We start from the raw sequence: 15335 nt of genomic DNA, 5'->3' as shown, positions 1-15335 counted from the left end.
ATCGAGACCACGCGTGTGGAAGCGATGTTCGTATTGATGGTCATCAATGGAACGGGCGAATGTGACGCAGTGGATCTATGACCGTTACGCGGTGCATTTGGGACGTTGTCGTTCACTGCCCTGGGCGGCTCCTGTGGGTCGAAAGCAGCCAATCAAACCACCACCTCCGCCCGACTCACCACCTCCTTCAACCCCATAAACGACCTTACCTGCCGCACCCCCGGCAGATACAACAACTGCTCCGCATGCAACCGCGTAAAGCTCTCTGAATCCCGCGTGCGGATCAGCAGGAAGTAATCAAACTCCCCCGTCACCAGGTGGCACTCCATGCAGCCGGAGATGTTCTGCGCGGCCTTCTCAAAGGCAGCGAAGGACTCCGGCGTGGAGCGGTCGAGCACCACGCCGATCAACACCACGGTGCCCGCCCCCATCGCCTGCGGATCGAGCAGCGCGACCGTCCCCCGGATCACCTTGGCGGCCTTGAGCCGCTCCACCCGCCGCAGGCATGCAGCCGGGCTCAGGTTCACCCGCTTGGCCAGCGCAACGTTGCTGATGGAGGCGTCTTTCTGCAGGGCGCGGAGGATCGCTTTGTCTGTTCGATCCAGCTCGGGCGGCGGCGCGGTTGGTTTTGGCGCTGCCTTGGCTCTTGCACGCAATTTTGTTGCCATAAATAGTATCTACGCACAATTTCAGATACCAGCGTACCTGATTCTGCGTGCCATGATGCGTCAACAGGCCAATATTCACAACCCTGTTTCGTGTGTTGTTCCCTAGCATGGAGGCACCCGATTCCCCCTCCCTTCACCCATCTGAACCGGAGCAACGCACATGAACCTGCAACGCTTTCCTCGCCATCCGCTCACCTTTGGGCCGACGCCCATTCAAGCGTTGCCGCGCCTGTCCTCACAGTTGGGCGGCAAGGTAGAGATCTACGCCAAGCGGGAGGACTGCAACAGCGGCCTGGCCTTTGGCGGCAACAAGACACGCAAGCTGGAGTACCTGATTCCGGAAGCGCTGGCGCAGGGCTGCGACACGCTGGTCACCATTGGCGGCATCCAGTCGAACCACACGCGGCAGGTGGCGGCGGTGGCGGCGCACTTGGGCATGCGCTGCGTGACGGTGCAGGAGAACTGGGTGAACTGGTTTGACGGCGCGTATGACCGCGTGGGCAACATCCAGATGTCGCGCATCATGGGTGCGGATGTGCGGCTGGTGGATGCGGGCTTCGGCATCGAGTTCAAAGCAAGCTGGGAACAGGCGCTGGAAGACGTGCGCCGCGCGGGCGGCAAACCGTATGCGATTCCCGCCGGTGCGTCAGACCACCCGCTGGGTGGCCTGGGCTTTGTGGGCTTTGCGGAGGAAGTGCGCGAGCAAGAGAAAGCGCTCGGCTTCACCTTCGACTACATCATCGTGTGCTCGGTCACGGGCAGCACGCAGGCGGGCATGGTGGTGGGCTTTGCGGCGGATGGCCGCGCGGATCGCGTAATCGGCATTGATGCTTCCGCCAAGCCGGAGCAGACGCGTGAGCAGATCCTGCGCATTGCCCGGCAGACGGCCGACAAGGTGGACCTGGGCCGCGACATTACCGATGCCGATGTGGTGCTCGACACGCGCTACGCGTATCCGGAGTACGGCGTGCCATCACAAGAGACGCTCGACGCCATCCGCCTGTGCGCCCGCGCCGAGGGCATGCTGACGGACCCGGTGTATGAGGGCAAATCGATGCAGGGCATGATCGATCTGATCCGCCGGGGTGACATTCCGGCGGGCTCACGCGTGCTGTATGCGCACCTGGGTGGTGTGCCCGCGCTGAACGGTTACAGCTTCCTGTTCCGTAACGGTTGACCTGCACGCACACGACAGCCGGGGTGGAGTGACGTCGATCAGGTCCACTCCGGAATGTCGGGCACGCGAAGCTGCTCGACCTCCGGCAGATCGAACCCAAAGTGGTCTGCAAGCAGCGTGCGCAACGCGGTGCGATCCGCCAACTCGATCTTGTGCGACGTGCCTGCGCGCACGATCGTGACGTTGCGGTTCAACACGGAGACGCGTCCGTCTTTCGTCAGCGCACGCAGCAGGATCTGATTGCGGAACGGAGATGCCGGGTACGTTGCCGTGAAGTGGTTTCCCATTTCAAAATCGGCCGGACCTTCCTCTTCCAACGTCGACACCCAGGCGTCCACGGGAGGTTTGTCGCCCACTTGCGCGCGCAGGCTCCAGCGGTTTGCGTCGCGCACCATCCAATGGGTTTCGCTGTCGATCGTGGCCGGCACGCCCTCCTTCAGCGGCACCGGCACGCGCGGGGCCAATGCGCCAAACCCGGCGTCGACCACAAACGTGCCCTCTTTCAGCGGCACGGTCAGGAACATGTGCGTGCGGGCCATCTCCGTGCGTGGCCTCAACACAGTCACCCGCGCCAACTGGCGGATCGGCTGAAAGCCGAGCTGCTCCAACACCGCAGCAAGCAGCGTTGAATGCTCAAAGCAGTAGCCGCCGCGGCGTGCACGCACGAGCTTGTTCTGAATGCTGTCGAGGTCGATGCGGATGCCGCGCCCAAGCAGCACATCCAGGTTCTCGAATGGGATGTGCAGCATGTGGGCGCGCAGCAGCCCGGCCAAGGTGTCGTAACTTGGGCGAACATCGCTGCCCCATTGGATGCGGTTGAGATACGCGTCCAGATCGATGGAAGGTGTCACGTGCAACGTCCTTGCGAAATGACCGAAGCCACGACTATGCACGACCTTTTGAGCGGCGGCGGAATTGCTGTTCCGTCACCGTGCTGCCCCACTGCGACCCTTCTTCTTCCTGCGTGAGCACAAAGCCGAACGACTCATAGAGGTGGCGTGCTGCATCCAAGCCCTTGAAGGTATTCAGATAGGTTTCGTCGAAATGCGCATCGGCAAAGCGCATGGCGCGCGACATGAGTTCGCGCCCAACGCCAGTGCCGCGCAACGCATCATCGACGATGAACCACCGCAGGTGCGCAGCGCGGTAGTGGGGGTTGCCGTCCATCGCCAGCGACGCCAGGCTGCGGCCGTTCTCCACGCATAGCCACAGCGCCTTGTTGTCGTCGGGCAGCGCGGCTGCAAACGTGGCCAGCTCCGTTGCCACCCGGCGTTCGAAAAACACACCAAACCCCCAGTGCTGCGCATAGAACCGGCCGTGCAGGCTTGCAATGTCGCCAATGCAGCCGGGCACGTAGCCCTGCACGATCTGGATGCCACTTCCGGTGCCGCCTTGCGACGGCTTGTGATCGTTGTCATCCGCCAGCGCACTGACGTATTGCGACAGCGACGCGAGCAGCCGCTGTTGGTCCAACGGGGCGAGGTGGCGCAGCGCGTTCGATACCTGGTCAGACGCATAGGCGTCGATCTTGCGGCGCAATTGCTGGCCAGCGCGGGTCAGGTAGAGCTCGGAAGATCGGCCGTCGTCATCACAGGCGCGGCGCTCGACCAGCCCGGCAGATTCCAGGCGAGTGACCTGGCGACTGGTGCTGGATTTGTCCAGCCGCAAGCGTTCGGCCAGATCGCGCGCCTGGATGCCGGGCGTGCCGGCAATCTCCAGGATGGCGTGCACGGCGGAGGGTGGTAGATCGCTCTGCGCCAGCGTGCTGCGCATGAAACCGAGTTCACGCACCAGCCTGCGCGACACCTCGCGCAAGTCGCTGATGGTTTGCTCGCGGGGCTTGGCGGGCGCTTCGATGAAATCCATGACAGCCTCGATTGGTTGCGTGGAACAACCAATATAGTTGCATGAAACAACTTATTCAAGCCGCCCGCTTCTGCCCTGCGCTACGCGTGGTTCAGGCAAATGCTGCGCCGGTGCCATTCCCCATGCGGAATACCGATACCGCACGCCGCAAGGTCGTTGCCTGCTCTTCGAGCGACTGCGCTGCCGCTGCCGCCTGCTCCACCAGCGCGGCGTTCTGTTGCGTGACTTCGTCCATCTGCACGACGGCCTGGTTGACTTGTTCGATGCCCCGGCTTTGCTCGGCAGACGCCGCGGCAATCTCGGTCACGATCTCCGACACGCGGCGGATGGCCTCCTTCACTTCGGCCATGGTCTCGCCCACTTCGGCGGCCTGTTGTGAGCCCGCCTGCACCACGGCAACGGAGGCGCCAATCAGGCCCTTGATCTCCTTGGCAGCAGAGGCCGAGCGTTGTGCGAGCGTGCGCACCTCGCTGGCGACCACGGCAAAGCCTCGGCCCTGCTCGCCGGCCCGTGCGGCTTCCACGGCGGCGTTGAGCGCCAGGATGTTGGTCTGGAAGGCAATGCCCTCGATCAGCCCGGTGATCTCGGAAATCTTGCCCGAACTGGTGCTGATCTGGTCGATCGTGCCGACCATCGCCTGCACGGCCACGTTGCCGGCCTGTGCGATGGTGCTGGCGTTGGAGGCCAGCGCATCGGCCTGGGCCGCGTTCTCGGCGTTCTGCTTCACGGTCTCGGTCAACTGCGTCATGCTCGACGCGGTTTCTTCCAGCGATGCGGCCTGCTGCTCCGTGCGTGAGGACAAATCAATATTGCCGGCGGCAATCTCCTTGGACGCCACCGTCACCGATTCGGCCGAGACCTTGATGCCGCGCACCGTTTCGGTCAGTTGCTCGTCCATCTTGCGCAACGCGACCAGCAGCTCGCGAAACTCGCCCTGCGTGTCGACAACGATGCCGTTCTCCAGCTTGCCACCGGCAATGTCGTTGGCCACGTTGACGGCGCGGCTGAGCGGGCGCGAGATCGCACGCAGCAAGTACCAGCACATGCCCACACCCACTGCAAACCCTGCGCACACCAGCACGATGGCCCAGACAAGAATCCGGTGGTACGTGGCATCGCTATCGGCCGCAAAATCCTTGGCCTGCGCCACGTTGATAGCGATGTCTTGCTCGAGCAGGTCGCCCATTTCTGTGCTCGCAGCGGCTTGGCGGTCGATGATCTGGACCGCCTTGTCGGCCTGACCGGCTTGCAGTGCGCTCACCGTGTCATTCATGCTCGCATTGAACTGCGGCAGCGCCCCATTGAACTTGTTCGCAATGCGACGCTCCTCCTCGCTGGTGATGCTGGCTGGGAAGTATTGCTTCCAACTGCTGTTGATCTGGTCCATGTCCTTACGGAGCGCTTCAACAAACGTTCGCACTTGGGCCGGATCGTCCTTGACCAACTGCGCACGACGTAACTGCAGACGTGCATCGAGCTGCGCCGCGCGCAACTCCCCCAACTGCACAATCGGCAGCGTGTTGCCGGTGTAGGCGTCGGCCATATTGCTGTTGAGCCGAATCAAGCCCGTGACACCAAACACGCCCGTGGCGAGCAGCAGTGCCAAGCACAGACCGAAGGCCGCCAAGAGTTTGAACCGTACCGAATGCACCATTGAGCTCATGTTTTCTCCCCCGATCGTTGCCCAGTGATAAATATTCCGCATGTGAGACATGCTTAAGGTGCATATCGACTTGCGACTGGTCCCCTGAAGAGGATTTTTGCGTTTCTCTGGGTGCAAAGGCACCGCACACAGACAATGCTTGGATGTGGTGCATTGGAGCCAGCGGGCGAGCAAAAATGATGCGCCCACATGCTCCAATCTGAGGCATCGGTACGGTGCTAACGCGACACCTCAGCCAGGCGATACCGTTGCATGCTGGGCGTGCACGATGGCTGCCGGGGCAGCGGCATCGTTGGCCGGTTTGGCAGCCTGCCGTGCCGATCGATGCCCGCCCGATGGCGGCACAGCCGCCCCACGCTGGCTACGTCCCAGCACGCGCTGCATGAGGCTCAGCGACTGGATCACACCCAGCAGCAACACACCCACCACACTGCCGCTGATGAGTCCCACCCCACCGGTCAGCATCGTGCCGCGCACAAAACGCCCCAGGCTTTCGCCCGCAAAAATCGCAGAACCATATCGAAAAAGCTTCGTTCCCCCGGCAACGCTGGCTTTTTAGACTGGGCGAACTTGTTATGACGAGTTCGCACCCAGATGACGACGTCCCCACCCTCTCCCCGCCTGCCCGCGCCGCCGCTCTATGAGCGAATCAAGGGCGCGCTGCGCGAGATCATCCTCAGCGGACAAGCCGCGCCCGATACGCTGCTGCCATCCGAAGCCGCCCTGTGCGAGCAGTTTGGCGCCAGCCGCATCACCGTACGCCAGGCATTGGCCGATCTGCAGAACGAAGGGCTGATCTTCCGCCGCCATGGCAAGGGCACCTTTGTCAGCGCGCCGAAGGCGTTCCAGAACGTGACGGCGCTGCAGGGCTTTGCGGAGGCGATGTCCGCGCAGGGCCACAGCATCCACAACCGCGTGCTGCGGTTGGAAACGGTGCCCGCGCCAATGGATGTAGCGCAGGCGCTGCAGCTTGCGCCCGGCACGCCCGTCACCGAATTGCATCGCGTGCGGTTGCTGGATCGCGCAGCGGTATCGCTGGAAGTGACGTGGCTGCCGGAAGCCCTTGGGCGCGTTGTGGCCCGCGCAGATCTGGCAACGCGCGACGTGTTTCTTGTGCTGGAGCAGGACGCAGGCGTGCCGCTGGGCCACGCCACGCTGGCCATTGATGCGGCGCTGGCGGATCACGCAACCGCGACGACACTCGACGTGGGGGCAGGCGCGCCCATCCTGCGTGTGGAACGGCTGACGCACGACGCGCATGGCAAACCCATCGACTTTGAGCGCCTCTACTTTCGCGGTGACACCTTCCAGTACCGGCTCCGGCTGGACCGACACGTGGCCGCATCGGCGCAAACCATCTTCCCCTCGCAAGGCACCGTATGAACACGCAGGAACTGGAGTACGACCTCGTCATCGTGGGCGGCGGCACCGCCGGCCCAATGGCGGCGATCAAGGCAAAAGAGCGCAACCCCGCGCTGCGCGTGCTGCTGATCGACAAGGCACACGTCAAGCGCAGTGGCGCCATCTCGATGGGCATGGATGGGCTGAACAACGCGGTCATTCCCGGCCACGCCACGCCCGAGCAATACACGCGCGAGATCACGCTGGCCAATGACGGCATCGTCGATCAATCCGGCGTGTACGCCTATGCGCAGCACAGCTTTGCCACCATCGAGCAACTCGACCGCTGGGGCGTGAAGTTCGAGAAGGACGAGACCGGCGACTACGCCGTCAAGAAGGTGCATCACATGGGCAGTTACGTGCTGCCGATGCCCGAGGGGCACGACATCAAGAAGGTGCTGTATCGGCAGCTCAAGCGTGCGCGGGTGGAGATCACCAACCGCATCGTCGTCACGCGTGTGCTGACGGATGTGGATGGCGCGGCGTGCGGCGTGCTCGGCTTTGATTGCCGCACGGCGGATTTCCTCGTGGTGCGCGCGAAGGCCGTGGTGCTGAGTTGCGGCGCCGCCGGGCGGCTCGGCCTGCCCGCGTCGGGCTACCTGATGGGCACGTACGAGAACCCCACCAACGCGGGCGACGGCTATGCGATGGCGTACCACGCCGGTGCAGAACTCGCCAACCTGGAATGCTTCCAGATCAACCCACTCATCAAAGATTACAACGGCCCAGCCTGCGCCTACGTGACCGGCCCACTGGGCGGCTTTACCGCCAACGCGCGCGGCGAGCGCTTCATCCAGTGCGACTACTGGAGTGGCCAGATGATGTGGGAGTTCTACCAGGAGCTGCAGGGCGGCAAGGGACCGGTCTTCCTCAAGCTCGACCACCTGGCCGAAGAAACCATCCAGACCATCGAGACCATCCTGCACACCAACGAACGCCCAAGCCGTGGCCGCTTCCATGCAGGGCGCGGCACCGATTACCGCACACAGATGGTGGAGATGCACATCTCGGAAATCGGCTTCTGCAGCGGGCACAGCGCATCGGGCGTGTATGTGAATGCGCGGGCGGAGACAACAGTGCCAGGCCTCTACTCCGCCGGCGACATGGCCGCCGTACCGCACAACTACATGCTGGGCGCGTTCACGTATGGCTGGTTTGCCGGGCAGAACGCGGCGGATTACATCGCCGGAAAACAAGGCAACGTACGCATCGACGACGAGCAGATTGCCCGCGAGCGAGCGCGCATCTTTGCGCCGTTGCAACGCGAACACGGCCTTGCCCCGGCGCAGGTGGAATACAAACTGCGCCGCATGGTGAACGACTACCTGCAGCCGCCCAAGGTCACACGCAAGATGGAGATCGGCCTGCGCCGCTTTGATGAGATTGCCGAAGACATCACGCACCTGCACGCCCGCAACCCGCACGAGCTGATGCGTGCGATGGAAGTCAGCTTCATCCGCGACTGCGCAGAGATGGCCGCGCGTGCCTCGCTCTTCCGCACGGAAAGCCGCTGGGGCCTGTACCACCACCGTGTGGACTACCCCGAGCGCGACGACGCCAGCTGGTTCTGCCACACGCGCCTCTACAAAGATGCGCATGGCGCCATGACCAGTCGCAAGCAGGCCGTTGAGCCTTATGTCATTCCCGTTGATGTGCACAGTACGGACTCGTACGCACACCTGCGCATTCCCCAAGCCGCCTGATCATGCCCCACACCACCCATACCCCTCACGACATCGCCTCGCGCAGCAGCGCGCCCGTCACCATTGACGAAGCCAAGTGCATTGCCGACAAGGGCTGCACGGTGTGCGTTGACGTCTGCCCGCTCGACCTGCTCGCCATCGATCTCACCAAGGGCAAGGCCTTCATGCAATTCGACGAGTGCTGGTACTGCATGCCCTGCGAGCAGGACTGCCCAACCGGCGCGGTAAAGGTCGACATTCCCTACCTGCTGCGTTGAGGGTGCGATGACGAGCTACCTGCACCGATTACACGATGACGATGCCGCCACGCGCCGCGTCGCGCTTCTGCAGCTCGCCGATGAGGAAGATGCCGATGCGTTGCCCGAGGTGATTGCGCTGCTTGCGCACGACCCTGCGCCCGAGGTTCGGCTCGAAGCCGCCCGCATCCTCGCAACCTGGGAGCAGCCCGATACGGTGGCCGCACTCGCCCGCGCGTTGGAAGACGCAGATGCTGCCGTGCGTGATGCGGCAGCGCTCGGCCTGGGTGAACTGAAGTCGCCCGACTCTGCGCCCGCGCTGCTGCCGTACGTCGACCATGCGAGTGGCTTCGTGCGCGCAGCCGCCCTGCGTGGCTTGCGAGAACTGCGCGTGCCGGAGAGCGAAGCGCCCGCACTGCATGCCTTGCAAGACGCTGATGCCACCGTGCGCCGCGAAGCGGTGGCCGTGCTCGGTTGGCGCAAGCATGCGGCCGCGCTGCCTGCCCTGGCAGAACGCGCCCGCCATGACCACGATGCAGACGTGCGGCGCGCGGCTGTGGGTGCGCTTGGCCTTGCGACGGATGCATCCGTGCTGCCTGCGCTGCTCGATGCGCTGCGCGACACCACCTGGCGCGTGCGAGAGGAAAGCGCCAGCACGCTCGGCAAGCTGCGCGCGCTGGCTCCCGAGGCGCACGTCACGCAAGCCTTGGTCGATGCGCTGGCGGATGACTACTGGCAAGTCCGTCTACAAGCCGCCCGCGCACTTGGCCGCTGGCGCGCTGCGCATGCCGTTGATGCACTCGCCGCGTTGTTCGCGCACCCCATCAGCAATCTGCGCAAGGAAGCGGCGCTGGCGCTGGGTGAGATCGGCGATGCCGCTGCCCTGCCCGCCCTGCGCAACGCAGAAGCCGATGGCGACCCCGAAGTCGTCAAAGCCGTGCGGATTGCGCTGGCACAGATCGGAACCGCCCGTGCAACCACCTGAGCGCATCGATAACGACATCGCAAAGGGCGCATTGCAGCTGCATTGGAAAGAGGCAGCCATCACGCTTGACCACGTTGCGTTGCGTGAAGCCTGCCGATGCGCCGAATGCCAGTTCAAGCGTCATCACGGCACGCCGATCCATGCGCCGGCCGATACGCGCGTCATGGCCATCGAACCTGCAGGCTATGGCGTGCAACTGATCTTCAACGATGGGCATGCGCGCGGCATCTATCCGTGGGCGTATCTGGCGGAGTTGGCTGCCACAGCAACAGGCTGACGCAGCTGCATCTATGCACATGCAATCTTGTTCGTTCCTTCGCGCACGTGCGGTCCGTAGCATCGACCGCACAACACCCAACTCGCTGGAGGAAGCATGCAAACCCAATCGCCTCATACCCCCCCATCGTCTGGCCGACGACGCTGGCTTGCCGCGCTGCTGGGTGCCGGCCTTGCGCTGAGCGCGGGCCTCACCCAAGCCGCCGACCCGGCCGGCACGGTGCGCATCGGCTTTCAGAAGGCAGGGCTGCTGGCCGTGCTCAAAGCGCAGGGCTCGCTCGACAAGCCGCTGGGGGAGCTCGGCTACAAGGTCGAGTGGAAGGAATTCCCCGCCGGGCCGCAACTGCTGGAGGCGCTAAACACGGGCAGCATCGACTTCGGCTATACCGGTGCGCCGCCGGCCGTGTTTGCGCAGGCGGCAGGCGCACGCCTCGTCTATGTGGGTGCGGAGCCGGGCGGCAAGACCAACGAGGCGCTGTTCGTGCTCGACGGCTCGCCCGCGCACAGCGTGGCCGACCTGAAGGGCAAGCGCATTGCGCTGCAGAAGGGCTCCAGCTCGCACTACCTGCTGGTGCAGTTGCTCAAGCGCGCCAACCTGACGGTGCAGGATGTGCAGCCGATCTACCTGCCACCCGCCGAGGCACGTGCCGCCTTCGAGAGCGGTGCCGTGGATGCGTGGGTCGTGTGGGACCCGTACTACGCGCTGGCGCAGAAAGCGCTGAAGACGCGCACGCTGGGCGACTTCAGCGAGGTGCCGACCTCCAACTTCTACGAGGCCACGCCGGAGTTTGTGAAAGCGCATCCGCGCGCGGTCAATACCATCCTGGCGCAGTTGCGCACCTCGGGCCTGTGGGTGAATCAGCATCCACAGGAGACAGCGGCGCTGTTGGCGCCCAAGCTCGGTATTGAACAACCCGTGGTGGAAACCTGGCTGCGGCGCGTGCCTTACGGCGTAACGCCCATCACGCCGGAAATCGTAGCGTCACAACAGCAGATTGCTGACCTGTTCCTGCAGCAGAAGCTGATTCCGAAAGCCGTGAACGTGCAAAGCGCGGTCTGGCAAGCGAGCTTTCCAGTAGCGGGGTTGTAAGCCCGTTGCAGCGTGCAGTGCTAAGGTGCGGCACCGACACATGAACGGAGCCGCATCTTGATCCCGAGAATTCCGCTTCTGGCAACGCTCTTCGCGCTGGGCATGGCGGGGCCGGCTTGCGCGGCTGACATCACCGTCTTGAGCGCGGGCGCGTTCCGGCCTGTGCTCGATGCATTGGCACCTTCGCTTGAACAATCGGGCGCGGTCCACCTCATCATCTCCAACGGCACGGCAGGCGAACTGGCCAAGCGTATTCAAGCCGGCGAGGCTTTTGACGTGGCGATCCTGCCCGAGCCCCTGGCGAAAGCGCTCAGTGCGTCGGGCAATCTGGCACCGACGCTCAGCAACGTGGCGCGCGTCGGCATTGGCGTTGCCGTGCCCGAGGGTGCGCCCAGGCCCGCGATCTCGACGGTCGATCAGTTCAAGCAGACGTTGCTGGCGGCACCATCGGTGGCGTATCTGGACCCGGCGGCGGGCGGGTCGTCGGGCATCTATCTATCGAAGCTGTTTGAGACGCTGGGCATTGCGCAGGCGATTGCGCCGAAGGCGGTGCTGGTTCACGGCGGGCTGGTGGGTGCCCGGCTCGTCGATGGCAAAGCGGCGCTGGCCGTGCATCAAGTCAGCGAATTGCTCGCGGTGCCGCACATCCAGTACGTCGGACCGCTGCCTGCGGCCATTCAGAACTACACCGTGTATGCGGCCGGTGTGAATGTCCACGCGAAAAACCTTGCGGGTGCGCAGGCCTTGCTACAGGCGCTGCGCAGCAAGGAGGCTGCCGCCCTACTCGTGCGCAAAGGCATGGAGCCGGCCGCAGCGCAGTGAGCGCAGGCGGCCAGCGCACTCACATCAGAAGTTGCCGAAGCGGCCAATCCAGGCCGCAGCGCCCTTGGTGTGCCCCTTGAGGGCGGCATCCAGCTCGGTGCGGGTGAGCCCGCTGGGCAGCGCGTCGGGCGCCAAGTCGGTGGCGATCAGCAGGAAGATGTAATGGGGCATGCCCGAGCCCTTGGGAGGGCACGGCCCCAGGTAGGCTGGGTCGCCAAAGGTATTCTGGCCCATGCGCAGGGCATCGCTTGTGGCGGCGCCTTCGCGCAACTCGGTCTGCGTGGCGGGAATGCCGTAGGTCAACCAATGGTTCGCACCTTGGCCGAGTTGGCCCTGCGGATCACTCACGATCAACGCCAGGCTCTTGGTGCCGGCCGGCAGGTTGGACCAGCTCAGCGCCGGAGAGATGTTCTCGCCCGTGCAATTCTGGTTCGCGGGGTTCTTGCCGGCGTACTTGCGGTCGATGACGCCGTTGTCAGCAAACGCGGACGACTGAAGGGTGAAGACGCCGGTCTCGGCATGCGCAGCAGGCACGGCCGACAGGCTTGCGAATAAAAACAGCGCGGCGCTGAGCGGCGCGCGGAGCACACGTAGTATCACGGTGGATCTCCTTGAGAGGCTTGAGGTCTGAAAAGCGCCGAGACGATACTCCAAGGCCCACGACGCGCCTACCGCGCGCGACACATCATCACAGGTGGCCCACGCAGCGTACCGTCAGAGTCCCATGCGACAATAGCCGCCCTCCGGCGAGCCTCTCGCCCTCGCAGCTTTTGCCTCACCTGACCATAGGAGACCCGGGCGCATGTTCGGCGACATCACGCGTTTTCTGCTCGACACGATCTTCTCGCTCTTTGGCGCCGCGCTGTTGATACGCGCCTGGACGCAGGCGGTGCGGCTGTCACCGCGCAATCCGCTGTCGCAGGCCATCTTTCAACTGACGGGCTGGCTGGTGCATCCGCTGCGCCGGGTGATTCCGGCCACGGGCTACATCGATTGGTCGTCGCTGGTGGCGGCCTATGCCACGGCGCTCGTGTATCTGTTCCTGCTGCTGGCCTCCGTGGGCGTGAGCCCGATGGCGCTCCTGCCGTGGGGCTTTGTGGCAGCGCTGTTCACGGTGCTCAAGTGGGCGTTCAACGTGCTGGTCTGGGTGACCATTGCGTCGGCCATCCTGTCGTGGATGGGCCCGGCATCGCCCATGGGCGCGGTGCTCAATACGTTGGTCGATCCGCTGCTGCGCCCGATCCGCCGCGTGGTGCCGCCGCTGGGCGGGCGGCTGGATCTCTCTCCGCTGATCCTGCTGGTGATTGCGCAGGTGCTGGTGATCGCGCTGTCGCACCTGTCGCTTTCGCCGCTGTTCATGTGAGCGCGGCACGCGCCTTGCTCGACTGAAGGTGCCAGCGCACGCACTGCGCCGGCCCTATCAGGAGAGCACACATGAACACATGGAAAACGGCGCTGATTTGCGCGATTGCAGCACTGGCCCCGGCATTGGCGGCATGTACCGTAGGCGGTGCAGTGGCGGGCGGCGTGGCAGGCCATGAGCTGACACACAGCCCGGCCGGCACGATCGGCGGCGCAGTGGCCGGCGGTGTGATCGGCCACGAGCTGAGCAAGTAGCCAGTCCCGCCCATCTCTTCTCTCTTCAGGTGTGCGCGAACAGCGCGCGATACGCGCTGGGTGAGGTGTGATACGTCCGGCTGAAATGCTGGCGCAACGACACCGCACTGCCGAAGCCTGCCAGTTGTGCAATCGCTTCCACCGGCTGGCGCGTGGTCTCCAGCATGCGTTGTGCGTAGGCCAGACGTTGGCCGAGCAACCATTGGCCGACAGTCGCGCCGGTCAACTCACGAAAGCGTCGCGTGAAATTGCGTCGGCTCATCGCGGCGCGTTCAGCCAGCGAATCCAGCGTGTGCGGCTCAGCCAGGTTGGCAACGGCCCAGTTCAGCAGATCGGATAAGCGATCGCCACCCGGTGCATCGTGCAGCGGCTGCTCAATGTATTGCGCCTGCCCGCCCTGCCGGTGCGGTGCCACCACCAGCCGGCGCGCAATGCGGTTGGCCACCTCTGCGCCATGCCAGCGGCGCACGAGGTGCAGGCAGCAATCCAGCCCCGCAGCCGTACCGGCAGATGTCACCAGCCGGCCATCGTCGGCATCCAGATACAGCACATCGGGTACAAGCTTCACGCGCGGATAGCGCTGCGAGAATGCCTCAACCGCGCTCCAATGCGTGGTGGCTTCATGGCCGTCGAGCACGCCCGCTTCGGCCAGCACAAACGCCCCCAGGCACAGGCCGACGACCGTGGCACCCCTCGCGTACGCATCGCGCACGGCATTCACCATGGGTGCGGGCGGGCGCTCATCTGTGTCGCGCCATGACGGCACGATCAGCACGTCGGCGCGGGCCGCGTCTTCCAGCGTCAGGTCCGTCTGTACGGCAAACCCTGCGGTGGTGCGCAGGCCGCCTTTCCTGGCGGGTTCACCCGCGCAGATCCGCAGGTTGTACGCAGGCAGCCCCGCCCAGATGCGGTCTTCGAACACCAAGCACGGCACCGAGAGGTGAAATGGGCTGATGTCATTGAAAGCCAGAACGGCGATTTCCTGGGGTTGCATGGGGGCTCCGCGTGTTTGGCCCAATTTCATCGATGAATGTCTTCCGGGCCACTGTCGGGAAGGATAGCCATGCACGAAGATGCTGTCCATGGGCTCACGCAATGCCCCAACCCCAAACCCTCTCCGAGGAGCCAGCCATGACCGCAAACATCACCCCGAAGCGCGCCCTGATCGTCATCGATGTGCAGAACGAGTACTTCACCGGCGGCCTGCCGATCGAGTATCCGAACCCGCAGCAGACTGTCGCCAATGTCGGCGTTGCCATGGATACGGCGCGTGAGGCAGGCATTCCGGTGATCGTTGTGCAGCAGACCTCGCCCGCCAGCTCGCCGCTGTTTGCCATTGACACGGACGGCTGGCAACTGCACCCGGTGGTGGCCTCGCGCCCGCACGACCACTACGTAAGCAAGACGCTGCCGAGTGCATACCCGGAAACCGATCTGGCGCAATGGCTGCAAACCAACGGCATCGACACATTGACCGTGGTCGGCTACATGACGCACAACTGCGATGCCTCCACCATCAACCACGCGCTGCACAACGGCACGGCGGTGGAGTTTCTGCACGACGCGTCGGGCTCGGTGCCGTATCAGAACCAGGCGGGCTTTGCCAGCGCGGAAGAGATCCACCGTGTGTTCAGCGTGGTGCTGCAATCGCGCTTTGCGGCGGTGATGTCGACCCAGGATTGGGTGCACAGCGTGAAGACCGGTGCGGTGCCGGTGCGCGACAACATCTACAAGTCCAATCAGCGGGCGCGTGGTCTGCTGAAGGACGACGTTGCGCAGAAGGCCGCTTGATCGCTCGGCGTTATCGCAAAAAAAAACACCTCGCCTTGCG

18 protein-coding genes are annotated in these 15335 nt (G+C 64.2%); 11 read left to right on the top strand and 7 right to left on the bottom strand.

Annotation, left to right across the window (positions count from 1 at the left end):
• Positions 1-152 precede the first annotated feature (152 nt).
• Complete coding sequence (locus tag V6657_RS22425; protein WP_048933565.1) at positions 153-668, bottom strand: AsnC family transcriptional regulator; 516 nt, start codon at positions 666-668, stop codon at positions 153-155.
• Between the two features lie 160 nt (positions 669-828).
• Between V6657_RS22425 and V6657_RS22420 the strand changes: the two genes are divergently transcribed.
• Positions 829-1845, top strand: a complete 1017-nt coding sequence (locus V6657_RS22420) for a 1-aminocyclopropane-1-carboxylate deaminase (RefSeq protein WP_048933566.1) — start codon at positions 829-831, stop codon at positions 1843-1845.
• A 38-nt stretch (positions 1846-1883) separates the two neighbouring features.
• On the opposite strand, the gene V6657_RS22415 is transcribed toward V6657_RS22420, so the two are convergent.
• The 4 genes from V6657_RS22415 to V6657_RS22400 all read right to left on the bottom strand — a co-directional run bounded on the left by V6657_RS22415 (position 1884) and on the right by V6657_RS22400 (position 5851).
• A complete protein-coding gene (locus tag V6657_RS22415) occupies positions 1884-2696 on the bottom strand; it encodes an arylamine N-acetyltransferase (protein ID WP_137884524.1) in 813 nt (270 codons plus the stop codon).
• 34 nt (positions 2697-2730) lie between these two features.
• Positions 2731-3711: a helix-turn-helix domain-containing GNAT family N-acetyltransferase gene (locus tag V6657_RS22410; RefSeq protein ID WP_048933568.1), complete on the bottom strand. Its 981-nt coding sequence runs from the start codon at positions 3709-3711 to the stop codon at positions 2731-2733.
• Between the two features lie 91 nt (positions 3712-3802).
• A complete protein-coding gene (locus tag V6657_RS22405) occupies positions 3803-5374 on the bottom strand; it encodes a methyl-accepting chemotaxis protein (protein WP_048933569.1) in 1572 nt (523 codons plus the stop codon).
• A 231-nt stretch (positions 5375-5605) separates the two neighbouring features.
• Positions 5606-5851, bottom strand: coding sequence for a hypothetical protein (locus V6657_RS22400; RefSeq protein ID WP_248694632.1), 246 nt, complete (start codon positions 5849-5851; stop codon positions 5606-5608).
• 117 nt (positions 5852-5968) lie between these two features.
• Here V6657_RS22400 and V6657_RS22395 point away from each other — a divergent pair, with 117 nt between their 5' ends.
• From V6657_RS22395 to V6657_RS22365, 7 genes are all read left to right on the top strand, one after another.
• The gene (locus tag V6657_RS22395) at positions 5969-6757 is read left to right on the top strand and encodes a GntR family transcriptional regulator (protein ID WP_048933571.1); all 789 of its coding nucleotides are present in this window, start codon (positions 5969-5971) and stop codon (positions 6755-6757) included.
• Positions 6754-8478 (top strand): fumarate reductase/succinate dehydrogenase flavoprotein subunit, encoded by a 1725-nt coding sequence (locus V6657_RS22390; RefSeq protein WP_048933572.1) that lies wholly within the window; start codon positions 6754-6756, stop codon positions 8476-8478. Before V6657_RS22395 ends, V6657_RS22390 begins: the two co-directional genes overlap by 4 nt.
• 2 nt (positions 8479-8480) lie before the next feature.
• The gene (locus V6657_RS22385; protein ID WP_048933573.1) at positions 8481-8735 is read left to right on the top strand and encodes a ferredoxin family protein; all 255 of its coding nucleotides are present in this window, start codon (positions 8481-8483) and stop codon (positions 8733-8735) included.
• 7 nt (positions 8736-8742) lie between these two features.
• The gene (locus V6657_RS22380; RefSeq protein WP_048933574.1) at positions 8743-9699 is read left to right on the top strand and encodes a HEAT repeat domain-containing protein; all 957 of its coding nucleotides are present in this window, start codon (positions 8743-8745) and stop codon (positions 9697-9699) included.
• Positions 9686-9976 (top strand): DUF971 domain-containing protein, encoded by a 291-nt coding sequence (locus tag V6657_RS22375; RefSeq protein ID WP_048933575.1) that lies wholly within the window; start codon positions 9686-9688, stop codon positions 9974-9976. Before V6657_RS22380 ends, V6657_RS22375 begins: the two co-directional genes overlap by 14 nt.
• A 96-nt stretch (positions 9977-10072) precedes the next feature.
• Positions 10073-11065, top strand: a complete 993-nt coding sequence (locus tag V6657_RS22370; RefSeq protein WP_048933576.1) for a sulfonate ABC transporter substrate-binding protein — start codon at positions 10073-10075, stop codon at positions 11063-11065.
• A 57-nt stretch (positions 11066-11122) separates the two neighbouring features.
• A complete protein-coding gene (locus V6657_RS22365) occupies positions 11123-11887 on the top strand; it encodes a substrate-binding domain-containing protein (RefSeq protein WP_048933577.1) in 765 nt (254 codons plus the stop codon).
• 24 nt (positions 11888-11911) lie between these two features.
• On the opposite strand, the gene V6657_RS22360 is transcribed toward V6657_RS22365, so the two are convergent.
• Complete coding sequence (locus V6657_RS22360) at positions 11912-12487, bottom strand: YbhB/YbcL family Raf kinase inhibitor-like protein (RefSeq protein WP_248694631.1); 576 nt, start codon at positions 12485-12487, stop codon at positions 11912-11914.
• A 202-nt stretch (positions 12488-12689) separates the two neighbouring features.
• On the opposite strand from V6657_RS22360, the gene V6657_RS22355 reads away from it, so the two are divergent.
• Positions 12690-13250 carry a YggT family protein gene (locus V6657_RS22355; protein ID WP_021192817.1) on the top strand — a complete coding sequence of 187 codons (561 nt, stop codon included), beginning with the start codon at positions 12690-12692 and terminating at the stop codon, positions 13248-13250.
• Positions 13251-13321: 71 nt separating this feature from the next.
• Positions 13322-13504, top strand: coding sequence for a glycine zipper 2TM domain-containing protein (locus V6657_RS22350; protein ID WP_048933578.1), 183 nt, complete (start codon positions 13322-13324; stop codon positions 13502-13504).
• A 25-nt stretch (positions 13505-13529) separates the two neighbouring features.
• On the opposite strand, the gene V6657_RS22345 is transcribed toward V6657_RS22350, so the two are convergent.
• Complete coding sequence (locus tag V6657_RS22345) at positions 13530-14498, bottom strand: helix-turn-helix domain-containing protein (RefSeq protein WP_137884523.1); 969 nt, start codon at positions 14496-14498, stop codon at positions 13530-13532.
• A 137-nt stretch (positions 14499-14635) separates the two neighbouring features.
• Here V6657_RS22345 and V6657_RS22340 point away from each other — a divergent pair, with 137 nt between their 5' ends.
• Positions 14636-15295 carry a cysteine hydrolase family protein gene (locus tag V6657_RS22340; protein ID WP_048933580.1) on the top strand — a complete coding sequence of 220 codons (660 nt, stop codon included), beginning with the start codon at positions 14636-14638 and terminating at the stop codon, positions 15293-15295.
• The last annotated feature ends 40 nt before the right edge of the window (positions 15296-15335 follow it).

The organism is Ralstonia sp. RRA (assembly GCF_037023145.1).
GTDB lineage: Bacteria > Pseudomonadota > Gammaproteobacteria > Burkholderiales > Burkholderiaceae > Ralstonia.
This window is presented reverse-complemented; position numbering and strand designations above follow the sequence as displayed.

Bases quoted from the DNA above. Each gene is read 5' to 3' on its own strand.
- V6657_RS22425 (WP_048933565.1), bottom strand. From the start codon at position 668: ATGGCAACAAAATTGCGTGCAAGAGCCAAGGCAGCGCCAAAACCAACC.
- V6657_RS22420 (WP_048933566.1), top strand. From the start codon at position 829: ATGAACCTGCAACGCTTTCCTCGCCATCCGCTCACCTTTGGGCCGACG.
- V6657_RS22410 (WP_048933568.1), bottom strand. From the start codon at position 3,711: ATGGATTTCATCGAAGCGCCCGCCAAGCCCCGCGAGCAAACCATCAGC.
- V6657_RS22405 (WP_048933569.1), bottom strand. From the start codon at position 5,374: ATGAGCTCAATGGTGCATTCGGTACGGTTCAAACTCTTGGCGGCCTTC.
- V6657_RS22395 (WP_048933571.1), top strand. From the start codon at position 5,969: ATGACGACGTCCCCACCCTCTCCCCGCCTGCCCGCGCCGCCGCTCTAT.
- V6657_RS22390 (WP_048933572.1), top strand. From the start codon at position 6,754: ATGAACACGCAGGAACTGGAGTACGACCTCGTCATCGTGGGCGGCGGC.
- V6657_RS22385 (WP_048933573.1), top strand. From the start codon at position 8,481: ATGCCCCACACCACCCATACCCCTCACGACATCGCCTCGCGCAGCAGC.
- V6657_RS22380 (WP_048933574.1), top strand. From the start codon at position 8,743: ATGACGAGCTACCTGCACCGATTACACGATGACGATGCCGCCACGCGC.
- V6657_RS22370 (WP_048933576.1), top strand. From the start codon at position 10,073: ATGCAAACCCAATCGCCTCATACCCCCCCATCGTCTGGCCGACGACGC.
- V6657_RS22355 (WP_021192817.1), top strand. From the start codon at position 12,690: ATGTTCGGCGACATCACGCGTTTTCTGCTCGACACGATCTTCTCGCTC.
- V6657_RS22350 (WP_048933578.1), top strand. From the start codon at position 13,322: ATGAACACATGGAAAACGGCGCTGATTTGCGCGATTGCAGCACTGGCC.
- V6657_RS22345 (WP_137884523.1), bottom strand. From the start codon at position 14,498: ATGCAACCCCAGGAAATCGCCGTTCTGGCTTTCAATGACATCAGCCCA.
- V6657_RS22340 (WP_048933580.1), top strand. From the start codon at position 14,636: ATGACCGCAAACATCACCCCGAAGCGCGCCCTGATCGTCATCGATGTG.